Below are 15,074 nucleotides of genomic sequence, written 5' to 3'. Positions count from 1 at the left end.
TTCCGGCGCTAGGAACGCATCGCGCCCGAGGACGCGGTCGTTGGTCCCGCCCCGTGCGGGCCCGTGGCGCCCACGAGCAGCAAGGCCTGCGGGAAGCCCGCGAGCTCGTGCCGCTCGATCAGGCCGGCCCGCCACTCCTGACGGTGCACGAGGTGGACGACGGGCCGCACCCGAGTACCGGCCGAACGCGCCGCCAGCACCGCTGCCTGCAGCGCGGCCCCGCCCCGCACGTGGTCCGGGCGCCCGTCTCCCACCGTGACGACGACCAGCGTGTCGTCGGCGACGCGATGCAGTTCGGTGCCTGCCCAATGGCTGGCCGTCACCAGGTCGCGCGCGTCACCGTCGCCGACGCCGTCGGCCAGCAGGATCGCCCGGTGCTGCGCGAGTTCTTCCTCCGCCGGGGGCTGCCGCCGGTCGGCCTCGACGACCGCGATCAGGTCCGGGTTCGCGTGGTCGGCGGGGAACACGACCTCGGCGTGCCAGCCGCAGGCCCTGATCGCGAGCACGACGTGCTGCAAGGCAGCACCGCACGTGAGCAGCCGGTCCATCCCCAGCGGGTCGCGCAACGACCTGTGCGCCACCTCGTACAGGTAGACCGACCGGTCGTGCAGCTCCAGCACCCACGGCCTGCCCGCGCTGTACACCGGCGCTTTCCGCGCGGCTTCGACGATCGCCGCTGCCTCTCCCGGGTTCCACCGCATGTCTCGACGATCCGCCCGCAGCCGGCTCGTCGACAGGGCGCACCGGCTCGCCCGGCACGGGCCCTTGGACTCTGCGCCGGCCACGCGCGGTGTCGGAACCTGGAACCCCGGACGAGGAGGTTTCATGAGCACCGCCAAGAAGTGGAGCGTCGAGCTCCTGATCGACGAGCACGAGGGCCGGACCAGGGCCGAGGCTCGCCTGCACACGCTGGACCCGACCCGCCTGGTCGGAGTCGGAACGGCACGGCTCAACCCGGCGGACCGCGACGTCCCGGAGATCGGCGACGAGCTCGCCGCGTCCCGTGCGCTGGCCGACGCCGCCGCGAACGACGTCGAGGGCGTCACCGCGACGCCCGCCCGGCGCGACGAGTGAGGTGGAGGAGATGAGCCGGCGCTACGGCGGCCCGAGACGCAATCCACCGAGCAGGCTTCTTGCCAGGTTCTCTCCCGAACCAGTCGTGCACCGCACCTCGCCGCAGTCGTCGGCAGCAACGCCAGGCGCTGGGGCTGGCTCCTGACCACGTGCGGACCGTTCTCGAGCCCGCATCGTTCGCGCCGTCGGTGCACAACAGCCAGCCTTGGCGGTTCCGGCTGCTGCCCGACCGCATCGAACTGCACGCGGACGTGGAACGCAGCCTCAGCGCGACCGATCCCGACGCACGTGAACTGCGACTGTCCTGCGGCGCGGCGCTGTTCAACCTCCGCGTCGCCCTGCACGGGCTCGGGGTGCGCCCATTGGTCACCCTCCTGCCGGGCAACGCCGTACCTGGCGCGCTCGCCGCTGTCCGCAGAGGTGGCGTGCTGAGACCGGACGACGAGCACCGCGCCCTGCTGCGCGCCGTCCCCGTCCGCCGAACCAACCGCCGCCCGTTCTTCGAGTCCGGAGTGGACGGACGACGGCGACATGCGCTGGTGCGGGCCGCCGAACTGGAACGCGCGTGGCTGCACGTCTTCACCACCCGTGAGGACGTCGCCCGGATGAAGTACCTCGTGCGGCGCGCCCATCAGATCCAGCTCGACGACCCCGGCGCCCAGGCCGGGCACCGCCGGGTGCCGGCGACGGCGTGCCGCCCGCCTCCGCGGGGTTCCGCCCGCAGGCGCAGGACGAGTGGGCGTTCCGCGACTTCGGCCACGACCGTCTGCCGGGGAAGGACTACGAGTCGAACCCGCTGGTGCTCGTCGTCTGCTCGCACTACGACTGTCCGCTAGGTGAGCTCCAGGCCGGCCAGGCGATGCAGCGGGTGCTGCTCACCGCGACCACGCTCGGACTGTCCGCGTCGTTCCTCTCCCAGCCGGTCGAAGTGCGCAGTGTGCGGGAGGAGCTGTTGCTGGACTCGACCATCTCGACGACCTGAGCCTTCACCAGCGCCTGTTCACCGTCACGGAACTGGCCAGCTCGACGAGGACCACCTCGGTCCGGTCCACGGCGAAGGCGAGCATCAGCACGCCGCCACCCCGCGCGGCCTGCTCGCGAACAGAGCGTTCGCTCAGCGGCTTTTGCGAACCGCTCGCATGACCTAATCTGAGCGCAGGTGTGCCGGGAAGTCTGGTCGGCGTGACATGTCCCCCGTTGGGAAGGAACGGTCATGCCCACCAGAAGAGCTCTTGTCGTAGGCGCGGGTGTCGCCGGGCTCACCACCGCGTTGCGGCTGCTCCGCAGCGACTGGGAGATCGTCCTGGTCGAACGCGCCTCCAGGTTCGCCGACGACGGCTTCCCCTGCGCCTTGCGCGGCGCCGGCTGGGACGCCGCCGGCAGGCTTGGCGTGCTGGGCGCACTCACCGAGCGCAGCCAGCCCCGGTGCGGGACCGTGGTCATCGACCGCACCGGCGTTCCGTTCGCCCTGTCCCCCAAGCCGTCGAGCCGTGTCCCCGTGCTGCGTCACGGTGATGTCGTGTCAGTTCTCCGGGAGGCGGTCGGCGACGTGCTGCGGCGTGCCGAGGTGCTGCGGCTGGTCGAGGACGACTGCGGCGTCACGGTCGAGTTCACCGGCGGCGACGCCGACTGGTTCGACCTGGTCGTGGGTGCGGATGGCACGGACTCCGCGGTCCGAGGCGCGGTGTACGGGGACCAGAAGTGGCGCGGTCAGGGCTTCAGCGTCGTGTCAGGCCGGCTGCAGGGCTCTTCCCGGGACGCGGTGCGGATGGACCTCCCGCGACGCTCGATCCGCGTTCACCCGCTGCACGACGGGCAGTCCGCCGCCCTGTTCGCGTGGCGTGGTGACGTCGGCCTGGCTCTGGACGACGTGTTCGGCGACGTGCCGGGGCTGCCGTCGTCCCTGTTGTCGCAAGTGGACGAAGTCCGGCTGAGCCGGCGCAAGGGCTTCCAGTCGCACCTGAGGCGGTGGGCTTCGAAGCAGGTCGTTCTCGTCGGTGACGCCGCGTGGTGTTCCAGGCGCTACTGCGAGCACGGTGTGTCGCTCTCGATCGCCGGTGCCGAGCTGCTGGGGGACGCGCTCGACATCTTCCCGCACACGGCGGAGGCGTTGGCGTGGTGGGAGGAACAGATGCGTCCGCTTGTCCGGCGTGCGCGGCGTCAGAGCACCGTGCTTCGAGAGAGCGAGGTGGCCGAAGCGTTCGCCGCCCGGCCGGTGTGACGCTGCCGATCGGTGACGTCGGACCGGAGCCGGCCGAGCTGGTCACAAGCGCTCACCTCAGGTCTGCCCCCTGGAGATGCTCGGAGCTTGAGCCGATCGTCCACAACGCACACGGACAAGATCACTTCAACAGCGCGCCACGGCCGTTCGTGAGGTACGGTCGGATGGTTGCCGTCGCCAACGGCATGGTGTGCCGGGAAGTCTGGTCGGCGTTGCGGCCGACGACACCCGGAGTGAGCCTTGACCCACGCGACGACCCGGTTGTTCAGCCGCGGTTCCTGGCCCGAGGCCAGGCGCATCGCCGATCTGCTCCGCCTGGAGACGGTCGGCGGTGTCATCATGCTGGCCGCGGCCTGCGTCGGCCTGATCTGGGCCAACTCACCGTGGGCATCGATCTACGAGACCCTGAGGTCGGTGGAGTTCGGTCCCGAGTCGCTGCACCTGCGGCTCAGCCTGGCCGAGTGGGCGTCCGACGGTCTGCTCGTGATCTTCTTCTTCGTCGCCGGCCTGGAGCTCAAACGAGAGTTCGTCGCCGGTGACCTGAGGGACCCCAGGCGCGCCGCGGTGCCGGTCGCGGCGGCGTTCGGCGGCGTCGCGGTCCCCGCGCTGATCTACGCGGGGATCAACCTCGGCGGTGGTCCCGCACTGGCGGGATGGGCGATCCCGACCGCGACGGACATCGCGTTCGCACTCGCGGTCCTCGCGGTGATCGGCCGCTGTCTGCCCTCGGCCTTGCGCACGTTCCTGCTCACGCTCGCGGTCGTGGACGACCTGATCGCGATCGTGATCATCGCGCTCTTCTACACCGATCACCTGTCGTGGCTGCCGCTGGCGTTGATGTTCGTACCGCTGACGCTGTTCACCGTTCTCGTGCAACGCCGGGTCCGGTCGTGGTGGCTGCTCATCCCCCTGGCCGTGGCCACGTGGGCACTGATGCACGCCTCGGGGGTGCACGCGACTGTGGCAGGGGTCCTGCTCGGCTTCGCCGTGCCGGTGATCCGCCGCTGCGGCGAGGGCCCCGGACTCGCCGAGATCTTCCAGTACCGCTGGCAGCCGATCTCCACCGGCGTCGCCGTCCCCGTGTTCGCCTTCTTCGCGGCCGGCGTGTCCATCGGTGGTGTGAGCGGCTTCGTCAGCTCGCTCACCGACAACGTCACCCTCGGCATCGTGCTCGGCCTGCTGGTGGGCAAACCGATCGGCATCACCGCCGCGACCTACCTCGTCGCGCGGTTCACCAAGGCGGAACTGGACGACGACCTGGCGTGGATCGACGCGGTCGGCCTGTCCGTCCTCGCCGGCATCGGGTTCACCGTCTCACTGCTGGTCAGCGAGCTCTCCTTCGGCGAAGGCAGCAGCGACTACAGCAACGCCAAGGTCGCCGTCCTGCTGGGCTCGGTGCTCTCCGCCCTGATCGCGACGGTGATCCTCCGTGTGCGCAACCGGATCTACCGGCGCATCTACGAGGAGGAGAACCGCGACGCGGACAACGACGGGATCCCCGACGTGCACCAGGCGGAGGCGGACAGCAACCGGACAGCGGGCGGCTGACGGGAACCGCGAAGCCGGTCAGCGGAGAGATCCCGTCATTCCTGCCTGCGTTCCTCGGGCTGACCTGTGGGCAACCCGTCCGGGGGCTCGAAACTCAGCGCCTTGGCCACGGGCACGTCGGTCGAGGAGTGCAGCACGATCGACAGCGCGATGGTGATGGCCACGAGGTCGAAGACGTGCTCCCCGGCCGGGATTCCGGCCTGCAGGACCAGCAGACCGTAAACAACCGACGCGAAGCCCTTCGGGCCGAACCACGCCGCGGCGGAACGTTCGCGTGCGGGCAGCGGTGTGCGCAGGAGCGACAACATCATCGCCGCCGGCCGCACGAGCAGGATCGCGATGACCGCGACGGCCCAGTCTCCCGCGGTCAGGTGCGAGAGGCGTTCCGGCGTGATCAGCGCTCCGAAGACCAGCAGTGCGGCGAACTTCGTGATCTCGGACAGCAGGTCGCCGAAGTGCTCGAAGTGCTCCGCGGCGACGCGGTCCAGGGTCGCAATGGTCGAGCCCGCCGCGAACGCGGCCAGGTAGGGGTTGGCGTGCGTCAGGTGACAGGCCGCGTACAGCATGATCGCGATCGCCAGCGGACCGAGTGCCTGCAGCCGCGGTTCGGCGGTGAAGATCTTCAGCCGCCACGACAGCACGACGGCGGCGGGAATCACGATGCCCAGGGCGAGTCCCGCCGCGAGCTCGATGCCGATCGTGGCGAAGTCGGTGTCCTTGTTCGCCGCCGTGGCGAGGAAGATGAGCACGAACGGCAGGGCGAGACCGTCGTTGAGCCCCGACTCGACGTTGAGCAGGCGCCGCAGCCGCGCGGGTACGTCGGTGCGGCCGACGATCGCGGACGCGAACACCGGGTCCGTCGGCGAGAGGATCGCGCCGATCAGGAACGAGGTCGTCCAGTCCAAACCGGTCAGGAAGTGCGCCGGCACCGCGATGCCGATCATGGTGAGCGGCATCGCCAGGCCGAGTGCCCTGCCCGAGAGCCTCCATCCCTGCTTCAGGTCCGGCAAGCCTGCCCGCTGGCCGTCGGTGAACAGGACGGTGAACAGCGCGAGGTCGGCGAGGACCGTCACGAAGCCGCTGTTGGACGGGATGTCGACCAGGCCGAGGCCACCCTGGCCGATCAGGGCACCGGCGACCAGGAACATGAGTGCGGTCGACAGGATCGTGCGGGCGGCGAGGCCGGACAGCGAGACGCTGATCAGCAGTACCGCACCGAACGCCAGAACCAGTGCCATCAACGGACTCCGCCCACGTCGACCAGGCCCACCACGAGTTCGCGGCGAGCGTTGCCGACCAGACTTCCCGGCGCACCGCGCGCAAAGATGCCGCAAACGGTCAGGCAAAGCAAACCGGCGGCCTCGACGACCCGCTCACCAAGGCAGGTCCGTGACGACTGCGGCAAGTGAGCGAATCTGACGTTCTTCACCTCGCGAGGGCGGGTGCCGGCCGTCGTTTCCTCCGGCGGCCGGCACCCCGATCCCCTGGCGGTTCGGCGCGGACGCCCGCCCCGACCGGTCGGCGTCCGCTCCGACAGTCTGCCGGAAACCCGCACTGTGCAACCTTGCGAAGCCCTTGCGGTGCGGACCTCATCGCCGCGGCGAGCGCGAACCGCGGGGACGTCCGCCCGTCCAGAGGTAGATCCCGCCCACCACCGCCGCCATTACGAGGACACCGAGGATCGCGTCGGAACCGCTGTTTCCGCTCTCCTGGGCGATGTCCCGCGTCCTGGGCACGGCGGGTGCCGCCTGGGGAACGGTGGGAGCGGCCGACGGCGTGACCGGTGCGGCGGCGAGCGCGGCGAGCGGGATGGCTTCCGTGTCGTTGAAATCGACCATGCCGGTCGCCTCGAGCACCTGGATGTGGTCGAGCACCACCTCCATGCAGCGCTTGGCGAAGTCGCGGATGAGCGTGTTGCGCGTGCCGGTGCGCACGACCGCGAGGAACTTGTAGACACCGCCGTGCGCCGCGCGGAGCCGGTTGGCGAAGACCCGGTCGAACTCGGCACTGCCCGCCGGGGCGTTGGTCATCTCCGCGATCCAGCCCTTCTGGTCCGCGCTGGCCTCGGTGGGCAGCGGGACGCCGAGGGTGCGGCCGAGTTCGAGGACCTTGGCGTCCAGCTCGGTGTGGCCGTCGATCAGGTGCCGGCCCGCCTCCTTGACGAGGGGGTTGGCCGACTTCTCCAGGCCCAGCCGTCCAGCCGGTCCCTCCCACAACCCGGCGAGCCGCACCTTGACGAGCATGTCCCGGCCGGCGGGCCCCATCGGACCGAACTGGGTCTGCGTGTACTCCGGCCCGAAGTCCGGCTGGGCCGACGCCTGCGGAACCGCGAGCGAACAGGCGATCGCGAGCGCCGTCACCAGTTGGGCGAGACGTGTGAGCACGTGGATCTCCCTCCGCCTAGAGCGGCGATCGTGTGTACCGACACGGAGGGATACGGACTAATCGGACCGGCAAGATTATTGCACTGTGCAAGCGTTATCTAGTCGTTACCAGCGCAGACCGTGCAGTAGTGCGGCCCCAGCGGCCGATCGTTCCCCGTCCAGCCGGCTTGACCGGCCTGCAGCCACAGGAGGTCCCACGCGAACAGACCGGTGGCGCTCGTGCGGCGGGAGCGTCCACAGCCATCGCACACCAGAACGGTGCCTGTCATGCCTTCGTCGGTGGTAGGCATGCCCGTCACGACTGATATGGCCTTTCGTCACACCCGAGACGGACGCCGGCCGCGCTCCGGCGGCCGGCGTCCGACCTTCCCCGGAAGCGCGCAGGCACGCGCCCACCACGGGCGTTCACCCGCGGTGACAAGCATGCACGACGCGTGCACTGTGCAACCTTACGAACTCCTTCCGAAGAGGACATCTGCTTCGGCGTGCGGTCACCATGGCAGCGTGATAAAAGCAGCACCAGAAACCAGTGAGGAAAAGCAGGACATGGATTTCTCCGTGCTGCTCGTGGATGACGACGAGCGCATCCGCCAGGCACTCGGGCTCGCTCTCGCCGACGAGGGGTTCGACGTCGACGAGGCCGTCTCCGGCGAGGATGCCCTGAGCCGTCTCGACAGCGACTCGTACGACGTCGTGCTGCTCGACCTCATGCTGCCCGGAGTGGACGGTCTGCAGGTCTGCAGGAGACTCCGCGCTCAGGGAGATCTGCCGATCATCATCGTCACCGCCCGCACCGACACACCCGACGTCATCGCCGGTCTGGAGGCCGGTGCGGACGACTACGTCACGAAACCCCTGGTCGCCAGCGAGCTGGCCGCCCGCATCCGAGCGCTGCTGCGGCGCCGCGGCGGGCCTCGGCAGAACATCTCCCACCGGGTCGAGGACCTCGAGATCTGGCCGGACGAGGGTGTGGTCAAGCGCGGCGGCGAGGAGATCCGCCTGACCCGCACGGAATTCCGGCTGCTCGCCGAACTGGCCGCCGCGGGCGGGCGGATCGTGACCAGGGAGCAGCTGCTCCAGCGCGTCTGGGGATACGACTACTACGGCGACACCCGGCTGCTCGACGTGCACATCCGCCGACTCCGCACCAAGGTCGAGCACAACGCCGACGACCCGGTGTTCGTGCTGACCGTGCGCGGCTCGGGTTACAAGATCGGTCCACCGAGGTGATGCTGCGCCGTCCGTCGCTGCGCTGGCGCGTGGCCGCCGCGCTCGGCCTCGGCTCGCTCCTCGTCACCAGCCTGCTGGCGGTCGCGACCTGGAACCTCGCCTCGGACTACATGCTCCGCCAACGCGTGCAGGCGACGACACGTCAGGCCGAGGTCAACCTCCGCCTGGTCGAGGAGGCCGTCCGCACGAACTCCGACGGACTCACCGAGCTGCTGACCGGGCTCACCACCAACCCCGACTCGACCATCATGCTGTTCCGGGGCGGCGACGTGCTCTCCAGCGGACGACAGGTGGATCCGGCCGTCGTTCCCGGTGAGCTGATCACCATGGCCCGCGACGGCACCCCGGCCCGGCAGCGCCTGCGGGCCGACGGGATCCCGGTCATCGCGGTCGCCCAGTCGCTGGCCGACGGGCAGGGCGTCTACGTCGAGCTCTTCCAGCTGGTCCAGCTCGACCGCACGTTCCGGTTCCTCAGCGGCCTGCTGATCGCCGGAACGGTGCTCAGCGGTCTCATCGGAGTGGGACTCGGCTCCTGGGCCAGCAGGCGCGCGCTGAGGCCCTTGACGGAGCTGACCGCCGCGGCGTCGCGCATCGCCGGCGGAGACCTGAAAGCACGGCTGCCGGACCAGGCCGATCCCGACCTCGAACCGCTGGCCACCACGTTCAACACCACGGCCGACGCACTGGAACAGCGCGTGCTGCGCGACGCCAGATTCGCGGGCGACGTCAGCCACGAGCTCCGGTCCCCGCTCACGACGATGGTCAACGCGGCCGCGGTGCTGCGGCGCCGTCAGGCCGAACTGCCCGGCACGACCGGCAAAGCGCTGAACCTGCTGACCTCCGAAGTGGACAGGTTCGCCCGCATGGTCGTCGACCTGATGGAGATCAGCCGCGCCGACCAGGACGGCGACCAGAACGACCTCGAGCCGCTCGACGTCGGCGCGCTCGTCCGGGGCGCGGCCGGACTGCGCCTCGGCGCCGACATAGAGATCGTGGTCGCACCACCGGCTCCGGTGGTGCTCGGTGACCGGCGCAGGCTCGACCGCGTGATCGGCAACCTGATCGAGAACGCCGAGCAGCACGCGGGCGGTGCCGTCCGGCTGGCGGTGCTGCACCGGAACGGGTACGTCCGCCTGGAGGTCGACGACACCGGCCCGGGTGTCCCCGAGGACATGCGGCTGCAGGTGTTCGAGCGGTTCACCCGCGGGGCCAGGGCGGGCAGCCGCGGGGCCGACACCGGCAGCGGTCTCGGGCTGGCGCTCGTCGCCGAGCACGTCCGCCGCCACCACGGCAGGGTGTGGGTCGAGGACCGCCCCGGCGGTGGGGCGCGGTTCGTCGTGGAACTCCCGGAGGCCGACGCATGAGAACAGTCATCGCCGCCGGAGTGGTCCTGCTGGTCACCGGCTGCGGAGTGTCCACTCAGGACGAGCCGGAACCGCTCGGCACACCGACGATCTCCGGCGAGGCGCCGACTCCCGTGGTGACGCAGCGGCGTCATTCGACGCCGGCGTCGAGCGCGAGTACCCCCGCCACGTCGACCGCGGCGACCCCCACCCCGACGGGTGATCGTTAGCCACTCGTCAGGTTCACCGCCGCACGAACTCGGACAGGATGGGAGGAACCCGCCGGAAGGACCCGTTTTGACACGAAGCCGCTCCATGCCCGCCGACGCGGAGGCCGTCTTCGACATCGTCTCCGACCTCGACAACCTGACCACCTGGCTGCCCGACTCGGTCGAGGTGGAGTTGTGCGGTCCCCGCCTCATCCGCATGTGGATGCCCGGTCTCCGCGCCGAGGTCGACGTCGAACGGCAGATCCGCATCGACTGGGAGCGCCTGCGCATCACGTGGGGCAGCGAGACGACGACCTCCTGCTCCGGCGCCCTGCAGGTCCTCCGGCTGACCGAGAACCGCAGCGCGGTCAGCGTGAGGCTCACCGGTCCTCCCGGATCCTCGACAGCCTCGGTCGGCGCCTGGCTCGAGGCGGCACTCGACGCCCTGGAACGGGTCGTGTGCGCCGAACACCTTGCAAAACGGGCAGTGCACCAACCTGCTCAGTGATCGCGGTGCCGCGACTGCGGTACAACAGTGGCATGACCAGGTCCAAGGTCGGCGCGAACGACGTCGACGCGCTCACCGACGCCGTGCTCACGGCCTCCCGCCTGCTGGTCGCGGTGTCCGCGCGCTCGCTCGCCGCCTTCGAGGACACCCTCACCCTGCCGCAGTTCCGGATGCTCGTCGTCCTGGACAGCCGGGGAGCGATGAAACTCAGCTCGCTGGCCGCGTTGCTGGACGTCAACCCGTCCACCGTCACCCGCATGGTCGACCGCCTCGTGGCGACCGGGATGATCGCCCGCCAGCCCAACCCGGCGACACGTCGCGAAGTCGTCACCGAACTCACCGACGAGGGGCGCCGGGTGGTCCGCGGCGTGACCCGCAGACGTCGCGCGGCGATCGGGAAGATCGTCGCGAAGATGGCACCCGAGGAACGGCGAGGTCTCGTGGAAGCGCTCACCGCGTTCACCGAGGCGGGCGGTGAACCCGCCGTGACCGGCGCCGACCTGGACTGGATCTGACGAGCCGCAGGCCCTGCACGAAGCCGGCTACCGGGGTTCTGCCGCGTCCAGCCTCCGGCGCAGTGCGCCGGCGAACTCCTCGGCACGCTCGAGTTGCGTACGCAGTTCATCGCAGCGTTGTTGCGCGGCCTGCTCGAACCTCCGCAGAGTCGCCGTCAACGCCTGCCGCCGGCCGTCGTCGAGCGGCTCGCCGCCGTCGAGCCGGAAGCCGCCCTGGCTCCGCGCCGAGGGAACGACCAGGCCGACTTCGTCGTAGTGCCGGATGGTGCGCTTGCGACAGCCGGGTGCGAGCGACGTCGAGACGGGACGACGACGTGCAGTCGCTACCTCGTCTCGGCCGCGCACCTCGCGCCCCAGTCGCGGGCGCGGTCGAGCTCTCCGTCGACCAGGGGACCCGGTGTGCCGCCGACGTAGAAGTTCTCCGCCTTCGTCAACGCCGGAAAGCCTGCGCGCCGCAGCCGTTTGAGAGCGGCGCGGGCGGCGGAACCCGGCATCTTCGGCCGCTCGACCTTCGTGTCGAACGCGGCGACCACCGGTCGTGTCCCACCGTGGCTGACCTGGTCCACCCACTCGCGCAGTCCTCCACCCGCCGCGATCTTCTCGTCGGCACCCTGTTTGGCCGCGTCGGCACGAGTGCTGGCCTTGCTCATGCTGAACGCGTGGGTCGGACCGCCGACGACGAGCAGTTCGACCTCGTCACCGAGGACGGCCGGAGCGGAACTCACCTCGACGACGTCGACGGTCATCCCGGTCCGCAGTCCTTCCGCGACGGCCTCGGCGATCTTCCCGGTGTTGCCGAACATCGACTCGAACACGACGAGCGCATGCTTCATCACTGACTCCTCCATCTGTTCGTTCACCGGGTCACGTTCTTCGGATCGCTGTCTCACCAGCCGTGTTGACGATCATCACGACGGCCGCGGCGAGGAACACCCCGGCGACCATCGGCTCCGGCACGAAGAAGACCTGGTCGGCCGGTCGTTGCCGATCCGGCTCGCCTCCACTTCGCCTCCTCCGCTCGTGCGCCGCTGATATCGACGTTAGGTGGGCGCGCACAGCCGGAGGAGGTCCGAAGGTCCCGCCGCAACCGAGCACGTAGGACGTGACCGGATGAAGGCGCCGGTCTCCCCCGCCGCTCCTCCCGGTGGCGCACTTGCTGTTCCTGCCGGGACGAAAGAGCCGGTCGACTCGGGCAGGGGGTCCCTGGTCCGGAGCTCGTGACGGCCGGATCGTCAAGAGCCTGACCGATGCGCGGTCCTGACCGACGCGGTGTGTTCAGCGCCGAGCTCGGCGGGTGAGGCCCCGAACATGCGGGAAGACAGGAGTTCGTCATGACCGGCACAGCACGAAAGCCCGCCACGACGGCGCGGCGCGGGAGCTACCTGGCCGGAGCGCTGGCCGACACGGTCCTGCTGGTTCTGGTCAACGTGTCACCCGGCTGGCAGGCCGTGCCGATCCTGACCGACGCGGCAGCCGATGTGGTGGTCGCGGTCGACATCGCGCTGGCCATCGCTCTCGTGGTCAACCTGGTCTGCCTGGCCCGGCCTCACCGTCCGCTCACCGCACTGGGTGATGTGGTCAGCACTGCCGCGGGGCTGGTGGCGCTGGTGCGGACGCTTCAGGTGTTCCCGTTCGCCTTCGCCGAGTCGACGACCGACTGGGCCACCATCACGCGGCTGGCTCTGGTTTCGATCATCGTGGTGGTGTGCATCGCCCTGCTGGTGCAGCTGGTGGTGCTCGTGCGCGTCCTCGTTCACCGGTCACGAGGGCGTCGACCGGCCCGGACACCTTGACCGTCGCAGTCAGCTCGCACCGAGCGGTCCAGGCCGACGCGGCTGACGGCGTTGCTCCGGCACCCCCTCACTTCAGCGTCATCCTCGAGAGGCCGCGGGTGAGGACGTCGGCGGCCGCGGTGATGCCGTCTTCCGCGCGGATCCGTTCGCCGAGATGTGCCGCGCGGGTGCGCAGGCGCTCGTCGGTGAAAGCGGTGTGGAGGGCGGTGGCCAGCGAGTCGACGGACAGCGCGGCGCGCGACAGCGGTCGCGGGCCCACACCGAGCGCGGCGACTCTCTTGGCCCAGAAGGGCTGGTCGACTCCGTGCGGCACGACAACGGAGGGAACGCCCGCACGCAGGGCGGCCGCGGTGGTGCCGGCGCCGCCGTGGTGGACCACCGCCGCCGCCCTGGCGAACAGCCACGAGTGCGGCACCTGGTCCATGACGATGACGTTCTCGGACGTGGCGATGTCGCTCATGCCGCCCCATCCGGTGAGCAGCACCGCCCGCACCCCGGCCCGGCGGACGGCTTCGGTGACCAGTCTGGCGGTCGCGGCGGGGTCGGCGCCCACCATGCTGCCGAAACCGATGCAGACGGGGGCCTCCCCGGCGTCCAGGAACTTCACCAGTTCCGTCTGCGGGGTCCAGGCCGGGTCCTCGGGCAGGAACCAGTAGCCGGTGACGTTCCAGTTCGCGGGCACGGAGACGACGTGTCGGCTGAACCCGTAGAGCGAGAGCGGGGCCTCGCGTGGGCGGGACCGACGGCGGGGCAGGCCGAGCACCTGGGTGCGGACGGCGTGGGAGACGGCGCGGAACGGCAGGGTGAGAGCGGACTCGGTGATCGCCGAGCCGATCAGGTTGCCCACTCCCCCGGTCCAGGCGGGCATCCAGGGCGTCAGCACGCCGGGCAGTGCGGTCGACACCGTCCCCACCGGTTGCAGATGCGCGTGCACGAACGGCACACCGAGACGTTCGGCGATGTCGACACCCAGCACCGCACCGCCCACTCCTCCCATCAGCACGTCGCTGTTCTCGGCGTAGCCGAGCAGTTCACGTGCGTGCCGCAGCGACTGCTGGATCATCTGTTCGCGCATGCCCTTGGGGACCACACCTCCGGAGAACCCCGCCTCGGCCGCCGCGCGCGCCGCGTCCTCCATCCGTCCGGTCAGCGGCACGGCGTCCAGTCCCAGCCGGGTGAGCCAGTCGGTGAAGTCCTCGGGAGCGGCGATGCGCACCTGATGTCCTGCCCGCTGCAGGCCTCCCGCCAGGGCCGCGTAGGGCTGGACACCACCGCGGGTGTCGATGGCGACGATGCAGATCTGCACAGCGACCTCCATTGCAACAATTTGTTGCAATACTACGGGGAGGGCGGATGGCGGGCATGCCAGGTCGTGTCTCGAGTTGCGATGATGATGAACTCATCGATGGATCACATGAGACGTGGTGCGGGACAGGCGAGTGGCCCCAGGATCGGAGCGGGAGATGGGCGATGACCCGAGCACGCCGAATCGCCGCGACGCAGGACGCCCCCGCGGCGCGTCCGTGGTAGCGGCGGTTCTCGCGGCCACGCGCGCCGAACTGGCCGAAAGCGGGCTCGACGGGCTGAGTGTCGACCGCGTCGCCCGCCGCGCCGAGGTCAACAAGACCAGCGTCTACCGGCGCTGGCCCACGAAGGAGGCGCTCGTCGCCGCCGCGATGGACGGTCTGCGCACCGAGTTCGCGGACAGCCCCGACACCGGCAACCTGCGCGACGACCTCCACGCCCTCGCCGAGCCCATCGCCGAGTTCCTGTCCCGCCCCGAAGGAAAGGCACTGGCACGAGCGGCCATCGGCACCGGCGCCACGAGCGAGATCGCCGCGCTCGCCTCACGCCGGATGACCGAGCAGGCGTCACCGGTGTTCGCCATCGCCACACGCGCACGCGGACGGGGCGAGTGGCACGACGACACCGATCCCCAACAGGTGATCTTCAGCCTGGTCGGCGCGATCATGCACCGAGTGCTCCTCGAAGACGCCGACCCCACCGGCCGGTGGCTCGACTCGCTCGTCGACCTCCTCCACCGCGGCGCCGCCGCGACTCCCGTCGCGCCACCAGACCGGACTACACCTTGACAGACGAACCACAGTTCGTCATTCTCGATGCCGAGGGGAGTACCTCAGCGACCAAGCCCGTGTCGTCAGCACGATCCGGCCGATCCGGATCCGGCGCGGGACCCCGCGATCGCCCTGCGCGGGTCGAGGAAGACCTCACGCCACCGACGCCAGCAC

General features: G+C 70.2%; 17 protein-coding genes. 11 read left to right on the top strand and 6 right to left on the bottom strand.

Annotation, left to right across the window (positions count from 1 at the left end):
- Positions 1-8 precede the first annotated feature (8 nt).
- A complete protein-coding gene (locus ORI60_RS24040; RefSeq protein WP_266040005.1) occupies positions 9-701 on the bottom strand; it encodes a hypothetical protein in 693 nt (230 codons plus the stop codon).
- 124 nt (positions 702-825) lie between these two features.
- Between ORI60_RS24040 and ORI60_RS24035 the strand changes: the two genes are divergently transcribed.
- From ORI60_RS24035 to nhaA, 4 genes are all read left to right on the top strand, one after another.
- The gene (locus tag ORI60_RS24035) at positions 826-1,074 is read left to right on the top strand and encodes a dsRBD fold-containing protein (protein ID WP_266040004.1); all 249 of its coding nucleotides are present in this window, start codon (positions 826-828) and stop codon (positions 1,072-1,074) included.
- Positions 1,075-1,223: 149 nt separating this feature from the next.
- Positions 1,224-1,910 (top strand): hypothetical protein, encoded by a 687-nt coding sequence (locus ORI60_RS24030; RefSeq protein ID WP_266040002.1) that lies wholly within the window; start codon positions 1,224-1,226, stop codon positions 1,908-1,910.
- Positions 1,911-2,287: 377 nt separating this feature from the next.
- Positions 2,288-3,295, top strand: coding sequence for an FAD-dependent oxidoreductase (locus ORI60_RS24025; protein ID WP_266040001.1), 1,008 nt, complete (start codon positions 2,288-2,290; stop codon positions 3,293-3,295).
- Between the two features lie 240 nt (positions 3,296-3,535).
- Complete coding sequence (gene nhaA / locus ORI60_RS24020; RefSeq protein WP_266039999.1) at positions 3,536-4,843, top strand: Na+/H+ antiporter NhaA; 1,308 nt, start codon at positions 3,536-3,538, stop codon at positions 4,841-4,843.
- Positions 4,844-4,878: 35 nt separating this feature from the next.
- Here nhaA and ORI60_RS24015 read toward each other — a convergent pair whose 3' ends face one another.
- On the bottom strand, positions 4,879-6,081 hold the full coding sequence (locus ORI60_RS24015) for a cation:proton antiporter (RefSeq protein WP_266039997.1): 1,203 nt from the start codon (positions 6,079-6,081) through the stop codon (positions 4,879-4,881).
- Positions 6,082-6,432: 351 nt separating this feature from the next.
- Positions 6,433-7,227 (bottom strand): DUF4142 domain-containing protein, encoded by a 795-nt coding sequence (locus ORI60_RS24010; RefSeq protein ID WP_266039996.1) that lies wholly within the window; start codon positions 7,225-7,227, stop codon positions 6,433-6,435.
- Positions 7,228-7,773: 546 nt separating this feature from the next.
- On the opposite strand from ORI60_RS24010, the gene ORI60_RS24005 reads away from it, so the two are divergent.
- From ORI60_RS24005 to ORI60_RS23985, 5 genes are read left to right on the top strand one after another with little or no spacing between them, the layout of a single operon-like run.
- The gene (locus ORI60_RS24005) at positions 7,774-8,457 is read left to right on the top strand and encodes a response regulator transcription factor (RefSeq protein WP_266039994.1); all 684 of its coding nucleotides are present in this window, start codon (positions 7,774-7,776) and stop codon (positions 8,455-8,457) included.
- Positions 8,457-9,821, top strand: coding sequence for a sensor histidine kinase (locus ORI60_RS24000; RefSeq protein WP_266039993.1), 1,365 nt, complete (start codon positions 8,457-8,459; stop codon positions 9,819-9,821). Before ORI60_RS24005 ends, ORI60_RS24000 begins: the two co-directional genes overlap by 1 nt.
- Complete coding sequence (locus tag ORI60_RS23995; RefSeq protein ID WP_266039992.1) at positions 9,818-10,030, top strand: hypothetical protein; 213 nt, start codon at positions 9,818-9,820, stop codon at positions 10,028-10,030. Before ORI60_RS24000 ends, ORI60_RS23995 begins: the two co-directional genes overlap by 4 nt.
- The gene (locus tag ORI60_RS23990; protein ID WP_266039991.1) at positions 10,020-10,517 is read left to right on the top strand and encodes an SRPBCC family protein; all 498 of its coding nucleotides are present in this window, start codon (positions 10,020-10,022) and stop codon (positions 10,515-10,517) included. The genes ORI60_RS23995 and ORI60_RS23990 overlap by 11 nt, the downstream gene beginning before the upstream one ends.
- 32 nt (positions 10,518-10,549) lie before the next feature.
- On the top strand, positions 10,550-11,032 hold the full coding sequence (locus tag ORI60_RS23985; protein WP_266039990.1) for a MarR family winged helix-turn-helix transcriptional regulator: 483 nt from the start codon (positions 10,550-10,552) through the stop codon (positions 11,030-11,032).
- 27 nt (positions 11,033-11,059) lie between these two features.
- Here the strand turns inward: ORI60_RS23985 and ORI60_RS23980 are convergent, their stop codons facing one another.
- Both ORI60_RS23980 and ORI60_RS23975 read right to left on the bottom strand, forming a co-directional pair.
- Complete coding sequence (locus ORI60_RS23980) at positions 11,060-11,377, bottom strand: MerR family DNA-binding transcriptional regulator (protein WP_323055935.1); 318 nt, start codon at positions 11,375-11,377, stop codon at positions 11,060-11,062.
- Complete coding sequence (locus ORI60_RS23975) at positions 11,356-11,865, bottom strand: flavodoxin family protein (RefSeq protein ID WP_266039989.1); 510 nt, start codon at positions 11,863-11,865, stop codon at positions 11,356-11,358. The genes ORI60_RS23980 and ORI60_RS23975 overlap by 22 nt, the downstream gene beginning before the upstream one ends.
- A 498-nt stretch (positions 11,866-12,363) precedes the next feature.
- Between ORI60_RS23975 and ORI60_RS23970 the strand changes: the two genes are divergently transcribed.
- Positions 12,364-12,825: a hypothetical protein gene (locus ORI60_RS23970; RefSeq protein ID WP_266039987.1), complete on the top strand. Its 462-nt coding sequence runs from the start codon at positions 12,364-12,366 to the stop codon at positions 12,823-12,825.
- A gap of 67 nt (positions 12,826-12,892) precedes the next feature.
- On the opposite strand, the gene ORI60_RS23965 is transcribed toward ORI60_RS23970, so the two are convergent.
- On the bottom strand, positions 12,893-14,143 hold the full coding sequence (locus ORI60_RS23965) for a glycosyltransferase (protein WP_266039986.1): 1,251 nt from the start codon (positions 14,141-14,143) through the stop codon (positions 12,893-12,895).
- Positions 14,144-14,288: 145 nt separating this feature from the next.
- On the opposite strand from ORI60_RS23965, the gene ORI60_RS23960 reads away from it, so the two are divergent.
- Positions 14,289-14,918 carry a TetR/AcrR family transcriptional regulator gene (locus ORI60_RS23960; protein WP_266039985.1) on the top strand — a complete coding sequence of 210 codons (630 nt, stop codon included), beginning with the start codon at positions 14,289-14,291 and terminating at the stop codon, positions 14,916-14,918.
- Positions 14,919-15,074 lie beyond the last annotated feature (156 nt).

Source organism: Lentzea sp. NEAU-D7 (assembly GCF_026242055.1).
In the GTDB taxonomy this organism is placed as follows: domain Bacteria; phylum Actinomycetota; class Actinomycetes; order Mycobacteriales; family Pseudonocardiaceae; genus Lentzea.
This window is presented reverse-complemented; position numbering and strand designations above follow the sequence as displayed.

Coding starts and splice junctions, on each gene's coding strand:
- ORI60_RS24040 (WP_266040005.1), bottom strand. CDS start 701: ATGCGGTGGAACCCGGGAGAGGCAGCGGCGATCGTCGAAGCCGCGCGG.
- ORI60_RS23970 (WP_266039987.1), top strand. CDS start 12,364: ATGACCGGCACAGCACGAAAGCCCGCCACGACGGCGCGGCGCGGGAGC.
- ORI60_RS23965 (WP_266039986.1), bottom strand. CDS start 14,143: ATGGAGGTCGCTGTGCAGATCTGCATCGTCGCCATCGACACCCGCGGT.
- ORI60_RS24025 (WP_266040001.1), top strand. CDS start 2,288: ATGCCCACCAGAAGAGCTCTTGTCGTAGGCGCGGGTGTCGCCGGGCTC.
- ORI60_RS23985 (WP_266039990.1), top strand. CDS start 10,550: ATGACCAGGTCCAAGGTCGGCGCGAACGACGTCGACGCGCTCACCGAC.
- ORI60_RS24035 (WP_266040004.1), top strand. CDS start 826: ATGAGCACCGCCAAGAAGTGGAGCGTCGAGCTCCTGATCGACGAGCAC.
- ORI60_RS24005 (WP_266039994.1), top strand. CDS start 7,774: ATGGATTTCTCCGTGCTGCTCGTGGATGACGACGAGCGCATCCGCCAG.
- ORI60_RS23960 (WP_266039985.1), top strand. CDS start 14,289: ATGGGCGATGACCCGAGCACGCCGAATCGCCGCGACGCAGGACGCCCC.
- ORI60_RS24015 (WP_266039997.1), bottom strand. CDS start 6,081: ATGGCACTGGTTCTGGCGTTCGGTGCGGTACTGCTGATCAGCGTCTCG.
- ORI60_RS23995 (WP_266039992.1), top strand. CDS start 9,818: ATGAGAACAGTCATCGCCGCCGGAGTGGTCCTGCTGGTCACCGGCTGC.
- ORI60_RS24000 (WP_266039993.1), top strand. CDS start 8,457: ATGCTGCGCCGTCCGTCGCTGCGCTGGCGCGTGGCCGCCGCGCTCGGC.
- ORI60_RS23975 (WP_266039989.1), bottom strand. CDS start 11,865: ATGAAGCATGCGCTCGTCGTGTTCGAGTCGATGTTCGGCAACACCGGG.